We start from the raw sequence: 17,060 nt of genomic DNA on the forward strand, positions 1-17,060 counted from the left end.
GCCACCGGATCGTTGCGGTAGCTGAGGGGCTCTTTGTGTTGCCCCGGCAATCCGGAGGTCCGCATAGGCTTGGACCATGACTTCCGCAGGACGATTCGCCCCCAGCCCCTCTGGCGAACTCCACGTAGGCAACCTGCGGACAGCGATCCTTGCCTGGCTCTTCGCGCGGTCCACCGGGAGGGCTTTCCTGTTGCGCGTCGAAGACCTTGATCGCGCCAGGTCCGGTGCCGAGGCGGAGCAGCTCCGCGATCTGCGGGCCGTGGGCGTGACCTGGGATGCCGCCGTCGTTCGCCAGACCGAAAGGGTCCAGCTGTATAGCGAGGCGATAGACCGACTGACCATCGAGGGCCGCACGTACGAATGTTTCTGCACCCGGCGCGAGGTCCAGGAGGCTCCCTCCGCGCCACATGCTCCGCAGGGGGCGTATCCGGGGACGTGCAGGAACCTGTCCCACGCTGAACGGGAGATTCGCCGCGCCTCCCGGCCGGCCGCGGTCCGCCTCCGCGCCGACGTCGCCGAGTGCGCTGTAGAGGACCGGTTGCACGGCTCCTTTACCGGGGTGGTGGATGACTTCGTGCTGCGCCGCAATGACGGCGTGACGGCCTACAACCTTGCCGTGGTGGTGGACGACGCAGCCCAGGGGGTCGACCAGGTGGTGCGCGGGGACGACCTCCTCCCGTCCACCCCGCGGCAAGCTTATTTGGCAACTTTGCTGGGGCTGCCGGTCCCGGAGTATGCGCATGTTCCGTTGGTGGTGAATCACGACGGCGCGCGGCTGGCAAAGCGCGACGGCGCCGTCACGCTGGGCGACCTGGCCGCCGTCGGAATTTCCGCTGAGACCGTACGGGACATGATTCTCGGGTCGCTGGGAATGCGCGCCGGAAGCCTTGAATCCGCCGTGGAGGCCTTCCGCCCGGAACGTCTTCCCAGGGAACCGTGGGTGTGGAAAACGCCGAAGGCGGGGAGGCCCTCGGACCAGGCGGTCACAGCGAGGTAATCACGCGCTGCGACGTGCAGCGTTCGGCAGTGCGTTGCGGGGCCCACTCTGCGCCCCAAAGTGGATGCGAAGCACGCAGAATAGGCCCCGCAACGAACCACGGAATAGCTAGCCGGCTGCTTGTGCCGCCGGGACTCCGGCCGTCATGCCGGCCCAGAGGGTGTCGGTGGTGGCAATGACCAGGGCCTCTGTGGAGGTGTCTTCCAGGTGCTTGCCTGCTGCCAACATGGCGGCGCCATGAAGGCTTGCGAAGCAGACCATGGCCAGGGTTTCGGGACTCCCTTCGGCCAAGGCTCCCGACTCTTGCCCTTCCTTGATGAGTTCCAGGGCTATGTGCAGGCCGCGCTCGCCGATGGCCCGGAGTTCGTCGCTGGAATCGGAATCGTGCTTGGTGGAGTACATCACGGTTAGCAGGGCGGGGCGGGCCAAGGCGAAGTCCACGTAGGCCCTGGCGACACCGACCAGCCGGTGCTGGAGTTCCGGGCCGGATTGGGATGCTGCCAGGAGCTGTTGGTTCATGGTTTCGAAGCCTGCTTTGGCCAATGCGTCGATCAAGGCCTGCTTATCCCGGAAGTGTTTGGCAGGTGCAGCGTGACTGACGTTCACATCGCGGGCCAGTTGCCGGAGTGAGAGCCCTTCAACCCCGGAGCTTTCCAAGGTCTCCATGGCGCGTTCCAAGAGCGCTTCGCGAAGTTTGCCGTGGTGGTAGGGCTGCTCGGTCATTCACCCAGTTTATCCACAAAGTAGCCATTGACAACAATGTAGGCACTGCCTACGATGTTGGCATTGACTACTTTTGATCGGCCTAAGGGCTCGATCGAGCCTCACAAAGGATGGACCTGCCATGACCATGATCTACACCGGCACCACCGCGCTGATCACCGGCGCGAGCTCCGGTCTCGGCGCCGAATTCGCTGCAAAGTTCGCTGCCCGCGGAGCCAACCTCGTCCTCGTAGCGCGCCGCGCGGACCGCCTTGAAGAATTGGCCGCGGACCTTCTCGCCAAGCACGGCATTACGGTCACGGTCCTGCCGATGGACCTCGGACATCCGGGCGCCGGACGCGAGCTCGCGGCGGAGCTCTCCGCACGCGGGATCGCCGTGGACACACTGATCAACAATGCAGGCTTCGGAACCCGGGGGCCGCTCGTTGACGAAGACCCTGACGTCATCGCCTCTGAAATCTCCCTCAACGTGGCCGCCTTGGTGGATATCACCAGGGCATTCCTTCCGGAGCTGCTCGCGTCCGGGAAGGGTGCGCTGGTCAACGTTGCCAGCACGGCCGCCTTCCAGCCAATTCCCGGCATGGCTGTTTACGGAGCCACCAAGGCTTTCGTCCTGAGCTTCACCGAAGCGGTGGCCCACGAAACCAAGGGATCCGGCCTCCGCGTCCTTGCCCTTTGCCCGGGCGCTACCCGCACGGAATTCTTCGAAGTACTGGGTAGCGAGTCCGCAGCTGTCGGCGCCATGCAGACTTCGGAGCAGGTCGTTGAAACCGCGCTCAAGGCATTGGGTGGCAAAGCCACTCCTGCCAGCGTCGTTTCAGGCTGGGCCAACCGGGTTGCCGCAGGGTTTGCCCAGCGCCTGCCCCGTGCCCTCACCGTGGCCATCGCCGCCCGGGCAGTCCAGGACTAATACTTACCCCTCCATGAGGCGGCGACGATGCTTCAGTTCCTTGACCCAGTCCCGGGTCTGCATCGTGCCGAATGGTGAGGCGCCGGCATCGAGGTCCCCGATCAAAGGGCCGCTTGCTTTGAGTGCAGTCTCCAGAGCATGCTGCGCAGCCCGGTCCGTGAGGCCGAGCTTCGCGGCCCAGTCGAGGAAGTGCCTGCGCGAAATTCCCGTCTTCTTGCCCCCGATGGCCAAGGCCAGCGTCTTATCCCCGTACACAACTGTGGAGGGGATGTCGTACACCGGAGCGACTGTGAACTCGCGGCCTCCCAGGACTCCGGGGGATTCGACGATTGACACGTTCTTGGCGTGAAGATCGCCATTCCCTGTCAGCCACGCGAAGGCCAGTTGGATCACCAGGTTCCGCACTGCTGGAAGCGGCGCAGGGCAATGCGAGGCCAAGGCTGCGCACACTTCGCTGAACGGAATGCTGTACTTGTCGGCCGGATACAGGCCCAGGATCTGCGCCCCGTCTTCGACGGCCAGCCGCCGCGGTGACCCGTCGGCTGCGGTGATCCGATCAAAACGCTCCACCAACAACCCGGCCCGCCCGCCGACGTCGTGCGCCAACTGAACGTTGCTCACCGGAATCCGCAGCCGGCGCGCATAACGGAACATCAGGAACTCGTTCTCCACCACCCAAGGGAACTCAGGCGCGTTGAGCTTCAAGATGTACCGCTTCCCCGCCTGTGCCACGGGCAGGGAGATCATCCCGGCGGACAACTTGTCCTGCACACCCGCTAAGGCGACGGGATCGATCAGTCCGGGGTCGCCCAGCAGGGCATCGAAGTCGAGCGGCAGCTTGGGATCAAGCACGACGGCGGAGCCTCCTTCCGTTGGCGCCTCGCCGTGCGGAACCGTCTGGACATCGCCCACGGCGTCACCGCCTGCCGCCATAAGCAGGCCAAGTTCGTCGTCGGCGCTCGCCTTGACGTGGCGTCTGAGGGCGTTGAGCCGGCGGCCTTCCGGAAGGAGCCCGGTGAAATAGGGAGGGACTGCGCCGCTAGGTGTGAACACCGGCTCTGGGCTCAGGGGGAGCGTGGTGGCAACAGCGGGAAGCGCTTTGTCCAGATAGCTCGTCAGGTAACTGAACTTGGTCCCGCCTTGATGGCGCTCAAGACGGGCTGCGCGGACGCCCTGCTTGTAGACGTCGGCAATCCTGTGGAAGGTCATGGCGTTGCCGCCGCTGGACTGGCTGCCTGTACCACCGTGAGTTCAAGGCCGAGAGTGGTGAGGACAGCCAGGAGGGGTTCGAGCTGAATGGTTGGCTTGCCGTTTTCCACGAAGCGCACGAACCGCTCGGACACGCCCGAAAGGTCGGCCAGGTCCTGTTGGCTGAGCCCGAATGAGGTTCTTCGTGCCCGCACTTCCGAGCCGAGGGAGGTGTTGAACGGGTTGCCTGCCATGGTGGCTCCTCAGATCGGCGGATTCGGCACGTTCGTACCGATTGGCCCAGTTTCCTCTTCTGAAGGGGGTCTTTCAAGGGCTGAAGGGCGAAACCGGCACGTTCGTACCGGTTGCACCCTCCCCTCCGAGGCCCGCTTTGCGTGCTTTGGACGTGTCGTAGGGCGCAAAGCGGGCCACGCAACGCGGTGTTTGCTAGCCGGCCGCCGCCTCCAAACGTCGGAGTGCAGCAGCCCGGCCTTTGTGGCCCGAGCGTTCGTCGAGGGCGATCGAGGCGCCCAAGGCCGCGACCATGACCAGCATGCACACGGGAACCGAAGCTCCCGCGGCGGCCAGGCCAACGCTTCCGGCGAGTACGGCCACCACCATGGCGGTACTCCACAGCACGTGCTTGTCCACTCCGAGCATGGCCGTGTAGATCGATGTCAGTGAGACTTTGAAGATCGCCACCGGCACGGCGATCCAGGCGACGGCCGCAGCCGCACTGATGTGGGCTTGCTGGTCGATGAAGTAGGCGGCAACGTGGAGTCCTGCGCCCGTGGCCGCGATCGCTGCGAAGACGATCATGTGGCCGTAGCCAAAGAGGAACGAGCGGTGCCGCTGGAGATGCAGCGACTTGCCGGAAGGAAGGATGAAGTAGATCCACCACATTCCGAAGGCCAGGCCCGTTCCGCCGATTCCCACCACAGCTGCCTCCAGGGACCAGCCGTGCAGGGCGACGATCGCGCGCAGGGTTTCGATGGCGCCGATGAGGCACTCGCCCAGGGCAATGATGGCCAGCAAACCATAGCGTTCGGCAATGTGGTGCGCGTGCCAAGGCGTGCGCATCTTTCGCTCGGCGAGGCCCGGTACGGACATCTCCAGGATGAAGAGGGGCGCGGCCAGGAGGAACGTGGTGAGAACGTCGGTCTCGATCACGAGCGCCGCGACCCAGCCAAGTTGCACCAGCGCAAGGTATTTGGCGTAGCGCAAGCAGGTCTCGCGGCGTTCGGGATCCTGCTTGGCTGCTCGGAGCCATTGGAACACCAAGGCCAGCCGCATCACGATGTATCCGATGAGGATCGCCACGTTGTTCACGTGGTCGCCCTCAAGGAGCGAATGGAACATCGGCTCGATACCCATGGCCAGGATGAGCACGCCGATCATCTGGATCATGGTGACCACCCTGAACACCCAATCGTCGGTGTCGTAGGCACTGGCGAACCACGTGAAGTTCACCCACGCCCAGATCACGGCGAACATGGCGTAGCAGAAACCCAGCAGGCCGGCCCCGAAATGCGCATCGGCAACGTTGTGGGCCAATTGGTTGGCGGCCACGCTGAAGGCGATCACGAACGTCAGGTCGAAGAACAGTTCCAGGGGCGTGGCGGTGCGATGCTTTTCATGCGGATCGCGCCCGCCCATCCGAGCCAGGGCATGGCGAAGGGGGTTCGTGGACATAGCTCAAAGATTACCGCCGTGGCACAGCCCCTACACCCGCCCGAGGACGTCGATGTCTTCGAGGAACTCCTGGTACACCTCGTCGCTGACAGTGGTGCGCGTATCGGCGATGGCGTCGAGGTAGTCCTGGGTGACGGGGCCCTTCCGGCCGTTGGCGCCGTTCGAAACGGAGCCGGCGGCAGCGCCGTCGTCGTACACGGCTTTTTCCAGGGCCCGCTGGGAGGCGCTGCGCGCGGCGAACTCGATGTCCGCAGGCGAGAAGCCCTCCGTGCGGTCCACCAGCAAGGGTATGTCCACGTTGTCCACCACCGTGGCGGGGATGAAGCGTTGCCACATGGCTTCGCGGGCGTGGACGTCCGGCAGGCCAATGGGGATGACGTAGTCGAAGCGGCCGTGGCGCAGGAACGCGGTGTCCAGGGCTCGGATGAAGTTGGTGGCGCACACCAGCAAACGCCCGGGCTGTTCGCGGAAGGCCGGGATGATTTTGAGGAGTTCGTTGGTGACGCCCTGCAGGGGAGAGGGTGGGTCGCCGGCGCGTTGGGAGGCGATTTCTTCCACCTCGTCGATGAACACGACGGCGTGTTCGAGCTCTGCGATTTCCAGGAACGTTTCGCGCAGGGCGCCGGCCAGGCCTTTGGGGTCGGAGGCCAGCCGGGAGGGGAAGACTTCCACGAACGGCCATTCCAAGCGGGAGGCGATGGCTTTGGCGAACGTGGTTTTGCCGGTGCCCGGAGGGCCGAACAGGACCACGGCCCGGGGTGGGACCACGCCGTATTCGTCGGCGAGGTCGGCTTCGGCCAGGGGCAGGACGAGGCGCCGTTCCAGGAGTTCCTTTTCGCGTTTCATGCCGGCGACGTTTTCCCAGAGGTCGCGGGCCAGGATCCTGCCACCGAGCAGGCTCAGGGGTTCGAGCTCCTGGCGTTGGACGGGGATGGTCCGTTCGAAGTAGCGCAGGTTCTTCTTGACCACGAAGCCGCGGCCGAGGAACGCTTCGACGCGGGTTTCGGTTTCCGGCATGAGCGCGGAGAGTTTATTCAGCCCGTGCGGTGCCATCCTGTTTTCGACGGCGGACAGCAGCGAGGTGCCGATCCCGCGTCCCCGGAACTCGGTCAGGGTGGCGAGGAAAACCACCCAGCCTTGGTCGTGCGCGGCCCGTCCGACGGCGGCGCCGACTACCTGGTCGCCCTGGACCGCGACCACCGCGTGGTCCTTCTCGCAGGAAGCCAACACCTCGGACAAGGCGTACACGGGCTCCACGCCATCGGCCTTGAGCGACTCCCACAAGTGCAGGATGCCGTCCAGGTCGGACGAGTGAAAGTCCCTGATACGCCAATTCGTCATGGCTGTGTCTCCTCGGTGGATCGTCGTTGATGCCTTGGAGTTGAGCATAGGCGAACGGCACGAACAGGAGGTTGCGGGACCGTTGCGTTACGCAACCGCGTACGACGGCGGCCTGTCGCCGCCCGCGTTCGGCCCGCCGTCGTGCGTCCTGCCTACAATGAGCGCAACTTAGCTGCTTGTCGCGCCATAGGTGGGGGAGAAGTCGTGGGCTTGTTTTCTGGGACGGCGATGGGTCGAGTCAGCGTCGCCGGGCTGGTGTGTGCCCTGTTGGTGGGGGCTGGGCTTGCGACCCCGGCTGGGGCGGTGGATGCTGACGAAATCGTCATCCAAGGCCCCAACATCGTTGGCGGCGTGCTGTCCACTCCAGGCGATTACGACTACTTCATCGCCTGCGATCCGAACGAGCGGGTGGACTACTCTGTCCAATGGCTTCGGAACGGAGAACCGGTGGAACCCTCGTCCGGGTATTCCCCGTCGCTCCATGTACTGACAATTGAGGATGTTGGAAGCAGGTACTCCGCGGTACTCACCGGCGTCCCGGAGTGTCCGCCCGTTCGCGTCGGCGATCCGCGGGTGATCCGGAAGGAACCCGAAAGAGCTGAGGGATTCACTGGCCGCGGAGTCTTTGAGTTGGAGGCTCGTCGGTCCGATGGGGTTTTGTTGTCATACCTGGGCCAGGACACAGTCCAAGGCTGGAAACAGATCCTGCGCCTAGGGTCGGGTTGGGCGTCCTTTACCAGAATCATCGCCGCGGGTGACGTCACCGTTGACGGCCGGAACGACATTCTGGCAACCGATGCCTCCGGAGCGCTTCTCCTGTACGAGGGTTACAGTGATGGCGCGTTCACCACCCAGTTCCGTGCCCAGGTTGGCTCGGGGTGGCACACCATGGACAAGGTCATCGGGCCCGGGGATTTTGACGGCAATGGGCTCAACGACCTCCTGGCGACCCAATCAAACGGCGACCTCTACCTTTACCCGAGAGTTGGACGAGGTTCATGGAGTCCCAGGGTAAAAGTCGGCCAAGGCTGGGCTGGCATGGACACCCTTTTCGCGCCGGGCGATTTCGACGGCGATGGCAACGTCGATGTCCTGGCCAAAGACAAAGAAGGCCGGCTGTTTCTCTACGGCGGCAATGGCCATGGCGGATGGACCAGTGCCCGACAGATCGGGCAGGGCTGGAACGCTTTATCCAAGATCGGGAGTGTGGGGGACTTCAACCGGGACGGGTTCAACGATGTCCACGGCGTTAACGCGGCGGGTGACCTGGTGATGTACTACGGCGATGGCCGCGGGGCCTGGAAGGGCGCTGAAACCGTCGGCTGGGGCTGGAACATCTTCAACGGGCTCTACTGAAAGAGGCCCGTATTCATCAAATGAGGGGAACTGTGTCCGTGATTGCAGGGAAGAAATGCAGCATCCGCCGGGCAAGCGCTGCTGCGCTGCTGACGCTCCTGTTTTCGGCATCGGCGGTAGTCCCGGCTGCCCGGGCAGTCGATGCGGACGATGTTCGGATTTATGGCCAAACAATCGTTGGTGCCACGTTGTCGGTGGAGGCTGCGCATGCGTACTTTGAAGGCTGCAGCGGTTCTTGGAAGCCGAACCACAGCGTTCAATGGTTAAGGGATGGTGTGCCGGTTCCCATTGGGCCGCCGTACAACGAATACCTTTACGAGGTGAAAACTGCTGATCTCGGCCACCGGATTTCCGCAGTCCTCACGGCATCGCCCGTGAATTGTGCCGGTCAAACCCTCACAACGCCTCCTTCTGACGCCATCCGGAAGGAGCCCATGCGCCAAGAGGGTTTCACGGGACGCGGCACGTTCGAACTGCTGGCGCGGAGACACGATGGAACGCTGATGCTGTACCTCGGCAAAGACACCACGAAGGGCTGGAAGGAAGTACGGCAGGTGGGTCCGGGGTGGGCCGGCTTCACCAAAATCATTGCGGCCGGCGATTTCGGGAACGACGGCGTCAACGACCTTCTGACGTCGAACGCCGACGGCCGGATGTTCCAGTTCAATGGAACAGGGGATGGCGGTTTCAACACCTATCAGGGTCCCGACGTCGACTATGGTTTCGGGCCCGGATGGAATGCCCTCGATAGGGTGATCGGCCCCGGCGACTTCGATGGGGATGGACTGAATGACCTCCTCGCCAGTGAGCCCAGCGGTGAGCTTTACCTGTATCCATCAGGGTTTGAGCGGGATCTCAAGCCCGGCGTCCAAGTCGGCCGGGGCTGGGATGTTATGGATGCCTTGATCGCCCCCGGGGATTGGGACAGTGACGGAAACGTGGATGTCCTGGCCAAGGACAAGTCCGGTCGGCTCTACCTGTATGGCGGCACCGGCAAGGGTGGTTGGAAGGTGCCCCGGCAAATAGGCCAGGGGTGGAATGCATTGACCATGATCGGCAGCGCCGGGGACTTCAACCGGGATGGGTTCAATGATGTCCATGGTGTGAACGCTGCCGGGGATTTGCTGATGTACTACGGCGACGGCCGCGGCGGGTGGAAGGGCGTCGAAACCGTCGGCTGGGGTTGGAACATCTTCAACGGGCTTTACTGAGCGGAGACAAATCGTGATCATGGCGCGATTGAAGTCGTGTGCAGTGGTGATGCTGGCGGCTGCGCTGGCCGTCTCGGCATCGATACCGGCAGCCCATGCGGTGGATGCTGACGATATACGGATTGTCGGCCTGCCGATAGTTGGCTCCTCACTGGGAGTCTTGAACGCCGATGTCTATTTCAGGGTCTGCGGCGGCGATAGCACGCAGTACTACCAGGTCCAGTGGCTCAAAGATGGGCAACCGGAGGTGCCCGATGGCTCGCCGTACACCTACGAGTTGGAAGCAGGCGATGTCGGCAGCCGGATCTCGGCGATCGTTACCGGGCCACAGGTTTGTGAGCCTTCGCGGTTCGTTGTGGAGTCGCCCGTCATATCCAAGCAACCTGTGAGGGCCGACGGTTTTACCGGCCTCGGTGCGTTCGAACTGCTGGGTCGCCGTCTCGACGGAACGCTCGCGCTGTACATCGGCCAGGCAGAAGCAAAGGGCTGGAAAGAGACCAGGGAGGTCGGCCCGGGTTGGAATGCACTGAACAGGATCGTGGGGGCCGGAGACTTCGCGAGTGACGGAGTCAATGACCTCATTGTCACCGATCCCACGGGAACGTTGTACAAGTTCAACGGTACGGGCGACGGTGGGTTTCATACGTATCGAGTCGCCAGTGGCTGGGGTTGGAATGCCATCGACCAAGTGGTGGGTCCCGGGGATTGGGACGGGGATGGACGTAACGATCTCCTCGGGACAGAAGCCAACGGTGACCTGTTCATCTACCCATCGAGCTGGTGGGGCGGTTGGAGCCCGCGGGAGAAGGTCGGCCGAGGTTGGGACGTCATGGACCTGCTCATCGGACCCGGGGACTGGGATGGAGATGGCAATGTGGACGTCTTGGCGAAGGACAAATCCGGACGGCTGTTCTTCTATGGCGGCGACGGCCACGGTGGCTGGACCACGTCCCGGCAGATCGGCCAAGGCTGGAACGCCCTGACAATGATCGGGAGCGCCGGTGATTTCAACCGTGATGGCTTCAATGATGTCCACGGCGTCAACGCCGCCGGGGATCTCCTCATGTACTACGGCGACGGCCGCGGCGGGTGGAAAGGCGTAGAGACCGTTGGATGGGGCTGGAACATCTTCAACGGACTCTACTGAAGTCCCTACTGAACCGGACGCAGCCGCAGTCCCTGCATCCCGCCGTCGACCGCCAGCGAGGTTCCCGACGTCGAACCTGACAGCGGGCTCGCGAGGTAGGCGACGGCGCCGGCCACCTCCACGGGATCCACCATCCGGCCATGCGGCTGGCGCGCGTTGAGGGCCGCGCGCTCGGCTGAAGGATCCGCGGCGGAATCCAGCAGCCGGCCGACCCACGGCGTATCCACGGTGCCGGGGTTCACGCAATTGACGCGGATGCCCTCGCGCACGTGGTCGGCCGCCATGGCAAGCGTCAGCGAAAGGACCGCGCCCTTCGACGCCGAATACAGGGCACGCTGCGGCAGCCCCGCCGTCGCTGCGATCGAACAGGTGTTGACGATCGCGGCGGCAGGGGATTGCCGAAGGTAGGGCAGGGCTGCCCGGCTGACGCGCGCGATGCCCACCACGTTGATGTTCAGGACGCGCAGCCACTCGTCGTCGTCGTTCGCGGAGATATCGCCTTGGGCACCGATCCCGGCGTTGTTGATCACGACGTCAAGGCGCCCAAACTGCCGCGCAACGCGTTCGACGGCGGCACGCACCGAGGCGTCATCGGCCACATTGCATTCCACGCCGAAATGCGGGCTGCCGTCCGGCGTGAGGTCGAGGACCGCCACCTGGGCGCCTCCTGCAGCGAGGCGGTCCGCGATGGCCGCCCCTATGCCGGAGGCACCGCCGGTGACGAGTGCCGCAAGGCCTTCAAACTCGTTACCCACCGTGGCTGCCACGGCTCAGGCGTCGGTGCTCGCGAAGGAGACCGGACGCGCCGCGCCGGCCGTTGCGCGGTAGTACTCCTGGCGCTGCCGTCCAAGGCCCTCGATCTCGAGCTCCACAACGTCACCCGGCTGGATGAAGGGGAACCTGCCGGACAATGCGACACCTTCGGGCGTCCCGGTGATGATGACATCTCCGGGCTCGAGGACCATGTACTGGCTGAGGTGGTGGACGATCGTGGCGGGATCGAAGATCATGTCCGAGGTGCTGGAGTCCTGCCGGCCTTCCCCGTTGACCAGGGTCTGCAGCCTGAGGTTGCCCGCGTCCACCGCGGAGGCCGGTACCAGCCACGGCCCCAGCGGGGTGGAACCGGGCAGGGATTTGCCCTTGGTCCACTGGCCTGCCGGACCGTTGAGTTGGTAATCCCGCTCGGAGAGGTCGTTTGCTACGGCGTATCCGGCGATGTGTTCTTCGGCTTCTGAGGCGGACGAAAGGTATGACGCTTCCTTGCCGATCACGATGGCCAGTTCCACTTCCCAGTCGTACTTCTCTGCCGACGGCGGGATGGGTGCTGCGTCGAACGGCCCGGCGATGGTGTTGCTCGGCTTGAGGAAGACGACCGGAACTTCGGGCGGCGTTGCTCCGGATTCGGCTGCGTGTGCGGTGTAGTTGAGGCCGATCGCGATGACGGATCCGGGCCGGGCGACGGGCGCTCCGATGCGCTGGCCCTCTGCGGAGATTTCCTTGAGTTCCCCGGATTCCAGCGCTTCGCGGGTGCGGGCGATGCCGTCGGCCGCGAGGAAGCCGCCGTCGATGTCTTGCGTCAGTGACGTGAGGCTGTAGTACTTCTCTGTGCCGCTGGCGTCCTGGGCGATGACTGCCGGTTGTTCGTTTCCGGCCGTACCCAGCCTGGCGAATTTCAAGGTCATGGCTTCCTCCGTGCGTTCGGGACTAACATCCGAGCTCTAGTGTGCTGTTTTCCTCCATAATACGGAAATGTGACCCGTTGACAACTAAGACATCCGATGTTTAGGCTCATGACAAATCGTGAAGTCCTTTAACGCCCAGGAGCCCCATGAGCAGCATCACCGCACTGGATACTTTCGATATCCGCTTCCCCACGTCCTTGGAACTGGACGGTTCGGACGCCATGAACCCGGATCCCGACTACTCCGCCGCGTACCTGATCATCCGGACCGACGCAGGGGATAGGCACGAAGGCCACGGCTTCGTCTTCACCATCGGCCGCGGTAACGACGTCGAGACCGCCGCCATCGGCGCTTTGCGGGACCACGTTCTGGGGCGCGACGTCGAAGAACTGCTCGGCGACATGGGTGCCACATGGAAGCTGCTGGCCCACGACTCCCAACTCCGCTGGCTCGGGCCCGAGAAGGGCGTGATGCACATGGCCATCGGCGCCGTGGTCAACGCGCTCTGGGACCTGAAAGCCAAGCGCGCCGGCCTGCCGCTCTGGGAGTTGCTGAGCGGGATGAGTCCGGAGGAACTGGTGGCCTTGGTGGACTTCCGGTACCTCACGGATGCCCTTACTCCCGATGAGGCGCTCACGCTGCTCCGTGATGCGGAACCTGGCAGGGAAGCACGCAAAGCCGCACTTCGCGCCGAGGGTTACCCCGCGTACACCACGACGCCGGGCTGGCTGGGTTACAGCGAGGCGAAACTTACGCGTCTGGCCAAGGAAGCCGTGGCTGACGGATTTACCCAGATCAAGCTGAAGGTCGGGGCCTCCCTGGAGGACGACATCCGGCGTGTACGGGCCGCCCGCGCCGCAGTGGGGCCGGATATCCGGATCGCCGTGGACGCCAACCAACGCTGGGATGTGCAGGAAGCCATCGAGTGGATGGCGCACCTGGCCCCCTATGACATCGCCTGGATCGAGGAGCCCACCAGCCCGGACGACATCCTGGGGCACGCAGCCATTGCCCGTGGCGTTGCACCGATCCCCGTTGCTACCGGGGAACATGTCCAGAACCGTATGGTTTTCAAGCAGATGCTCCAAGCAGGCGCCCTGGAGGTCCTGCAGATCGACGCCGCCCGCGTGGCCGGGGTGAACGAGAACATCGCCATCCTGCTGCTCGCGGCCAAGTTTGGTGTGCGTGTGTGTCCCCACGCTGGCGGGGTGGGCCTGTGCGAAGCGGTGCAGCATCTGTCCATGTTCGACTTCGTGGCGGTGTCCGGCACCAAGGAAGACCGGATGATCGAGTTCGTGGACCACTTGCACGAACATTTCGTGGATCCCGTGGACGTCCACGGCGGCGCGTACTGGCCGCCGTCGTTGCCCGGAGCCGGCAACCAAATGCTCCGTGAAACACTGGCCGGATACAGCTTCCCGGACGGACCCGTATGGAAGGAATCCCGTTGATCCACCACGCACCCTGGTTCGAAGAAGCGCGCTTTGGCATGTTCGTGCATTGGGGCCTGTACGCCCTTCCGGCGCGCCACGAGTGGGTGATGAACCGTGAGGAGATCAGTGTGGCGGACTATGCGCAGTACTTCCGCCGCTTCGATCCCGATCTCTACGATCCCCGCGAGTGGGCGCGGGCCGCCCGGGATGCCGGTATGAAGTACGTCGTCCTCACCACCAAGCACCACGATGGCTTCTGCCTCTGGGACTCGGCGCTGACGGATTACAACGCGACCAACACGCCCGCGGGCAGGGACCTCATCGAACCTTATGTGGAGGCGTTGCGGGCAGAGGGGCTCAAAGTCGGTTTCTACCATTCGCTCATCGACTGGCACCACCCGGATTTCACCATCGACGGCGTCCACCCGCAACGCAACGCTGCCGACGTCGAACGCCTCAACGCCGGCCGGGACATGGCCCGCTACCGTGAATACCTGCACGGCCAAGTGCGTGAACTCCTGAGCAACTACGGCACCATCGACTACCTGTTCTTCGACTTCTCCTACACGGACCACGGAGATTTCTGGGGCGGCAAGGGCCGGAAGGACTGGGACTCGGAAGCCCTGCTGGCCATGGTCCGCGAACTGCAGCCCGGCATCGTGGTCAACGACCGGCTGGATATCCCGGGAGACTTTGTCACGCCCGAGCAGTACCAGCCTGCCGCTCCCATGATGCTCGACGGCGTGCCCGTCACCTGGGAGGCTTGCCAGACGTTGAACGGCAGTTGGGGCTACGACCGGGACAACCTGGACTATAAATCCGTGGACCTCCTCATCCGCATGCTCGTGGACGGCGTTTCAAAGGGCGGCAACCTGCTGCTCAACGTAGGACCCACGGGGCGCGGCAACATCGATCCACGCGCGCTCGCCTCCCTGACAGGAATCGGAGAGTGGATGAAGCTGCACTCGAGATCCATCCATGGCGCGGGGCCTTCCCCGTTCACCGCACCGGCGGATGCCCGCTACACCCAGCGCGGCGACAGGCTGTACGTGCACCTGTTCGCCTGGCCCTTCGAGTACGTCCACCTCCCGGGCCTGGCCGGCAAAGTGGAGTACGCGCAGTTGCTCAACGATGCCTCGGAGGTGTTCCTGCGCGAGGTGGACCCCGGGCAACAGGCCATGAACATGACTCCGGGCGGCCAACCCCCGGGAACGCTGACCATCAAGCTGCCGGTCCAGCGGCCGGATGTGGCTTTGCCGGTGCTGGAACTGTTCCTGAAGCCGGAGGCAGCGCATGGTTGAGTCGATTGCGCTCCATACCAGGCTCAAACCCGGCGCCGACGTTGCCTACGCCGAGGCCCATGCGAACATTCCGCCCGAGTTGGTCGCTGCCCTCAAGGAAGCCGGCGTTCGGAATTGGCGGATTTGGCGCAGCGGACAGGATCTCTTCCACGTGGTGGATGTGGACGATTACCAAGCCATGCGCCGTGCGCTCACCGACCACCCGGCCAACGTGCCGTGGCAAGCCCGCATGGCCGAACTTCTTGAGGTCCAGGACGATTACTCGGGCAACGATTCGGGTATCGGGAAAGTATGGGAATTGCCATGACATTGAACCTGGGCAAGCTTGGCTTCGGCGCGGCAGGCATCGGAAATCTGTACCGGGCTATCCCCGACGGCGAGGCTCTTGCCACGGTCTTGGCTGCCTGGGAAGCCGGAATCCGCTACTTCGATACTGCGCCGCATTACGGCCTGGGCCTGTCCGAACAGCGGCTCGGCGCCGTCCTCCGCGACAAACCGCGGGACGGGTTCGTCATCTCCACCAAGGTCGGCCGGCTCCTGGAGCCCGCCACGGGAGAGGGCCGCGACCCCGAAGGTTTCGATGTCCCGGCCAGCAAGAAACGCGTCTGGGATTTCACCGAAGCGGGCATCCGGCGCAGCATCGAGGATTCCCTGGAACGGCTGGGCCTGGACCACGTGGATATTGCCTATCTGCATGATCCGGACGTCCACAACCTGGCCCTGGGCATCGAGCAGGGCCTGCCTGCACTGGAGAAGCTACGTGAAGAAGGCATGGTCAAGGCGATCGGTGTCGGAACCAACTCGGCCGAAGCCGCCTTGGAATGCGTCGAAGCCGCCGATCTTGACCTCGTCATGCTCGCCGGACGTTACACGCTGCTGGAGCAGCCCAGCGTTCCGCTGCTCGACCGCTGTGTGGCGCGCCGCACCGGCGTCGTCAATGTCGGGGCCTTCAACTCCGGGCTGCTGGCCCGCCCCGAGGTGCCGGACGACGCCCACTACAACTATGGCCAAGCACCCCGCGCAGTGGTGGAGCGGGCGCGGAAGCTCGCGGCCGTCTGCCGCAGCTTGGGTGTGGAACTGCCGACGGCGGCACTCCAGTTTCCGCTGCGGCATCCCGCCGTGGTCAACGTGACAGTAGGGGCCAGCGCGCCGGAACAGGTCACGTCCAATGCGGCGCGGATGAACGAGCCCGTTCCCGAAGAGCTGTGGAGTGCGCTGGAGGCCGTCGGGCGTGATTGACGCGCACCTGCACTTGTGGAGCCTGGACTCCTCTTATACCGAGGGTGTTCGGCCCTACGCGTGGCTGGGACCGCAGCACGGCGCCTTGTTTCGGAGCTTCGGTGAGGACGAAGCCCGTGAGGTCCTTGAAGCCGCCGGCGTGCGGGGAGCGGTGTTGGTCCAGGCCGATGACACCGTTGGGGATACTGAGAGCATGCTGGCCGTTGCCGCCCGGCAGCCCTGGGTGCTGGGAGTGGTGGGCTGGGTCCGGCTGGATTCACCGCCCGAGGCGTCCGCCGCATTAGACCTCTACGGGGTCACCCCTTTGTTCAAGGGCGTGCGGCATCTGGTCCACGAAGACCCGCGGGACGATTTCCTTTCGCTGCCGTCGGTCCGGAAGTCCCTTGCCCTCGTGGCTCAGCGGGGCCTTGTTTTTGACGTTCCTGATGCCTTCCCTCGGCATCTTGGCGCCACCGTGCGGCTTTCACGCGAACTCCCCGAACTCACGGTGGTCCTGGATCACTTGGGGAAACCGCCTCTTGGCGACCCCGACGGCATGGAGTTGTGGCGGACGGAGTTCACCGCCTTGGGAAGCGCATGGAATGCAGTGGCCAAGCTGTCCGGACTGTTCGTTCCCGGGTTGGAGTATTCGGCCGACTCGTTGCGTGCGGTGTTCGAGTTTTCGCTGGAGGTGTTCGGACCGGACCGGCTCATGATCGGCAGCGACTGGCCCGTCAGCACACTTGGAGCGCCGTACCGCCGGACCCTTGACGTGCTGCTGGAACTCGTTTCCTCGTTAAGTCCGGACGAGCAGGATGCGCTCTTTGAAGGCACGGCGATCCGTACGTACGGGCTCTAAGG

At 64.2% G+C, this 17,060-nt stretch carries 17 protein-coding genes; 10 read left to right on the top strand and 7 right to left on the bottom strand.

The genetic code is table 11. The annotated features are described in order from the left end of the window. Positions 1-76 precede the first annotated feature (76 nt). Entirely contained in the window at positions 77-997 is a 921-nt protein-coding gene (gluQRS, locus tag ACFVSJ_RS07535) for a tRNA glutamyl-Q(34) synthetase GluQRS (RefSeq protein ID WP_387435578.1), read from the top strand. A 108-nt stretch (positions 998-1,105) separates the two neighbouring features. On the opposite strand, the gene ACFVSJ_RS07540 is transcribed toward gluQRS, so the two are convergent. Continuing rightward, positions 1,106-1,720: a TetR/AcrR family transcriptional regulator gene (locus ACFVSJ_RS07540; protein WP_387435580.1), complete on the bottom strand. Its 615-nt coding sequence runs from the start codon at positions 1,718-1,720 to the stop codon at positions 1,106-1,108. 121 nt (positions 1,721-1,841) lie between these two features. Here ACFVSJ_RS07540 and ACFVSJ_RS07545 point away from each other — a divergent pair, with 121 nt between their 5' ends. Then, complete coding sequence (locus tag ACFVSJ_RS07545; protein WP_387435582.1) at positions 1,842-2,630, top strand: SDR family NAD(P)-dependent oxidoreductase; 789 nt, start codon at positions 1,842-1,844, stop codon at positions 2,628-2,630. A gap of 3 nt (positions 2,631-2,633) precedes the next feature. On the opposite strand, the gene ACFVSJ_RS07550 is transcribed toward ACFVSJ_RS07545, so the two are convergent. The 4 genes from ACFVSJ_RS07550 to ACFVSJ_RS07565 form a co-directional block, all read right to left on the bottom strand. Further along, positions 2,634-3,839, bottom strand: a complete 1,206-nt coding sequence (locus ACFVSJ_RS07550) for a type II toxin-antitoxin system HipA family toxin (protein WP_387435584.1) — start codon at positions 3,837-3,839, stop codon at positions 2,634-2,636. Further along, the gene (locus tag ACFVSJ_RS07555; protein WP_387435586.1) at positions 3,836-4,072 is read right to left on the bottom strand and encodes a helix-turn-helix transcriptional regulator; all 237 of its coding nucleotides are present in this window, start codon (positions 4,070-4,072) and stop codon (positions 3,836-3,838) included. The genes ACFVSJ_RS07550 and ACFVSJ_RS07555 overlap by 4 nt, the downstream gene beginning before the upstream one ends. Positions 4,073-4,265: 193 nt before the next feature. Then, the gene (locus tag ACFVSJ_RS07560) at positions 4,266-5,510 is read right to left on the bottom strand and encodes a low temperature requirement protein A (protein WP_387435588.1); all 1,245 of its coding nucleotides are present in this window, start codon (positions 5,508-5,510) and stop codon (positions 4,266-4,268) included. A 30-nt stretch (positions 5,511-5,540) separates the two neighbouring features. Then, positions 5,541-6,851: an ATP-binding protein gene (locus tag ACFVSJ_RS07565; RefSeq protein ID WP_387435590.1), complete on the bottom strand. Its 1,311-nt coding sequence runs from the start codon at positions 6,849-6,851 to the stop codon at positions 5,541-5,543. A gap of 204 nt (positions 6,852-7,055) precedes the next feature. Here ACFVSJ_RS07565 and ACFVSJ_RS07570 point away from each other — a divergent pair, with 204 nt between their 5' ends. Genes ACFVSJ_RS07570 through ACFVSJ_RS07580 form a run of 3 tightly spaced genes read left to right on the top strand, consistent with a single transcriptional unit; the run spans position 7,056 to position 10,565 of the window. Next, positions 7,056-8,207 carry an FG-GAP repeat domain-containing protein gene (locus ACFVSJ_RS07570; protein WP_387435592.1) on the top strand — a complete coding sequence of 384 codons (1,152 nt, stop codon included), beginning with the start codon at positions 7,056-7,058 and terminating at the stop codon, positions 8,205-8,207. 32 nt (positions 8,208-8,239) lie between these two features. Continuing rightward, entirely contained in the window at positions 8,240-9,418 is a 1,179-nt protein-coding gene (locus ACFVSJ_RS07575; RefSeq protein ID WP_387435594.1) for an FG-GAP repeat domain-containing protein, read from the top strand. A gap of 19 nt (positions 9,419-9,437) precedes the next feature. After that, positions 9,438-10,565, top strand: a complete 1,128-nt coding sequence (locus ACFVSJ_RS07580; protein WP_387435596.1) for an FG-GAP repeat domain-containing protein — start codon at positions 9,438-9,440, stop codon at positions 10,563-10,565. A gap of 5 nt (positions 10,566-10,570) precedes the next feature. Here the strand turns inward: ACFVSJ_RS07580 and ACFVSJ_RS07585 are convergent, their stop codons facing one another. Together ACFVSJ_RS07585 and ACFVSJ_RS07590 are read right to left on the bottom strand one after the other, a co-directional pair. Next, a complete protein-coding gene (locus tag ACFVSJ_RS07585) occupies positions 10,571-11,332 on the bottom strand; it encodes an SDR family NAD(P)-dependent oxidoreductase (protein WP_387435598.1) in 762 nt (253 codons plus the stop codon). Positions 11,333-11,335: 3 nt separating this feature from the next. Continuing rightward, positions 11,336-12,247 carry a fumarylacetoacetate hydrolase family protein gene (locus ACFVSJ_RS07590; RefSeq protein WP_387435600.1) on the bottom strand — a complete coding sequence of 304 codons (912 nt, stop codon included), beginning with the start codon at positions 12,245-12,247 and terminating at the stop codon, positions 11,336-11,338. Between the two features lie 146 nt (positions 12,248-12,393). Here ACFVSJ_RS07590 and ACFVSJ_RS07595 point away from each other — a divergent pair, with 146 nt between their 5' ends. From ACFVSJ_RS07595 to ACFVSJ_RS07615, 5 genes are read left to right on the top strand one after another with little or no spacing between them, the layout of a single operon-like run. After that, on the top strand, positions 12,394-13,698 hold the full coding sequence (locus ACFVSJ_RS07595) for an L-fuconate dehydratase (RefSeq protein ID WP_387435602.1): 1,305 nt from the start codon (positions 12,394-12,396) through the stop codon (positions 13,696-13,698). Continuing rightward, on the top strand, positions 13,695-14,981 hold the full coding sequence (locus ACFVSJ_RS07600; protein WP_387435604.1) for an alpha-L-fucosidase: 1,287 nt from the start codon (positions 13,695-13,697) through the stop codon (positions 14,979-14,981). The genes ACFVSJ_RS07595 and ACFVSJ_RS07600 overlap by 4 nt, the downstream gene beginning before the upstream one ends. Further along, entirely contained in the window at positions 14,974-15,288 is a 315-nt protein-coding gene (locus tag ACFVSJ_RS07605) for an L-rhamnose mutarotase (protein WP_387435606.1), read from the top strand. Before ACFVSJ_RS07600 ends, ACFVSJ_RS07605 begins: the two co-directional genes overlap by 8 nt. Then, positions 15,273-16,220, top strand: a complete 948-nt coding sequence (locus ACFVSJ_RS07610) for an aldo/keto reductase (RefSeq protein ID WP_387435607.1) — start codon at positions 15,273-15,275, stop codon at positions 16,218-16,220. The genes ACFVSJ_RS07605 and ACFVSJ_RS07610 overlap by 16 nt, the downstream gene beginning before the upstream one ends. Further along, positions 16,213-17,058, top strand: a complete 846-nt coding sequence (locus ACFVSJ_RS07615; protein WP_387435609.1) for an amidohydrolase family protein — start codon at positions 16,213-16,215, stop codon at positions 17,056-17,058. Before ACFVSJ_RS07610 ends, ACFVSJ_RS07615 begins: the two co-directional genes overlap by 8 nt. The last annotated feature ends 2 nt before the right edge of the window (positions 17,059-17,060 follow it).

It is taken from the genome of Paenarthrobacter sp. NPDC058040 (genome assembly GCF_042885775.1).
Lineage (GTDB): Bacteria > Actinomycetota > Actinomycetes > Actinomycetales > Micrococcaceae > Arthrobacter.

What these genes read in the sequence shown, in the direction of transcription:
- ACFVSJ_RS07605 (WP_387435606.1), top strand. Translation starts at nt 14,974, where the DNA reads ATGGTTGAGTCGATTGCGCTCCATACCAGGCTCAAACCCGGCGCCGAC.
- ACFVSJ_RS07565 (WP_387435590.1), bottom strand. Translation starts at nt 6,851, where the DNA reads ATGACGAATTGGCGTATCAGGGACTTTCACTCGTCCGACCTGGACGGC.
- ACFVSJ_RS07555 (WP_387435586.1), bottom strand. Translation starts at nt 4,072, where the DNA reads ATGGCAGGCAACCCGTTCAACACCTCCCTCGGCTCGGAAGTGCGGGCA.
- ACFVSJ_RS07540 (WP_387435580.1), bottom strand. Translation starts at nt 1,720, where the DNA reads ATGACCGAGCAGCCCTACCACCACGGCAAACTTCGCGAAGCGCTCTTG.
- ACFVSJ_RS07550 (WP_387435584.1), bottom strand. Translation starts at nt 3,839, where the DNA reads ATGACCTTCCACAGGATTGCCGACGTCTACAAGCAGGGCGTCCGCGCA.
- ACFVSJ_RS07580 (WP_387435596.1), top strand. Translation starts at nt 9,438, where the DNA reads ATGGCGCGATTGAAGTCGTGTGCAGTGGTGATGCTGGCGGCTGCGCTG.
- ACFVSJ_RS07610 (WP_387435607.1), top strand. Translation starts at nt 15,273, where the DNA reads ATGGGAATTGCCATGACATTGAACCTGGGCAAGCTTGGCTTCGGCGCG.
- gluQRS (WP_387435578.1), top strand. Translation starts at nt 77, where the DNA reads ATGACTTCCGCAGGACGATTCGCCCCCAGCCCCTCTGGCGAACTCCAC.
- ACFVSJ_RS07560 (WP_387435588.1), bottom strand. Translation starts at nt 5,510, where the DNA reads ATGTCCACGAACCCCCTTCGCCATGCCCTGGCTCGGATGGGCGGGCGC.
- ACFVSJ_RS07545 (WP_387435582.1), top strand. Translation starts at nt 1,842, where the DNA reads ATGACCATGATCTACACCGGCACCACCGCGCTGATCACCGGCGCGAGC.
- ACFVSJ_RS07590 (WP_387435600.1), bottom strand. Translation starts at nt 12,247, where the DNA reads ATGACCTTGAAATTCGCCAGGCTGGGTACGGCCGGAAACGAACAACCG.
- ACFVSJ_RS07595 (WP_387435602.1), top strand. Translation starts at nt 12,394, where the DNA reads ATGAGCAGCATCACCGCACTGGATACTTTCGATATCCGCTTCCCCACG.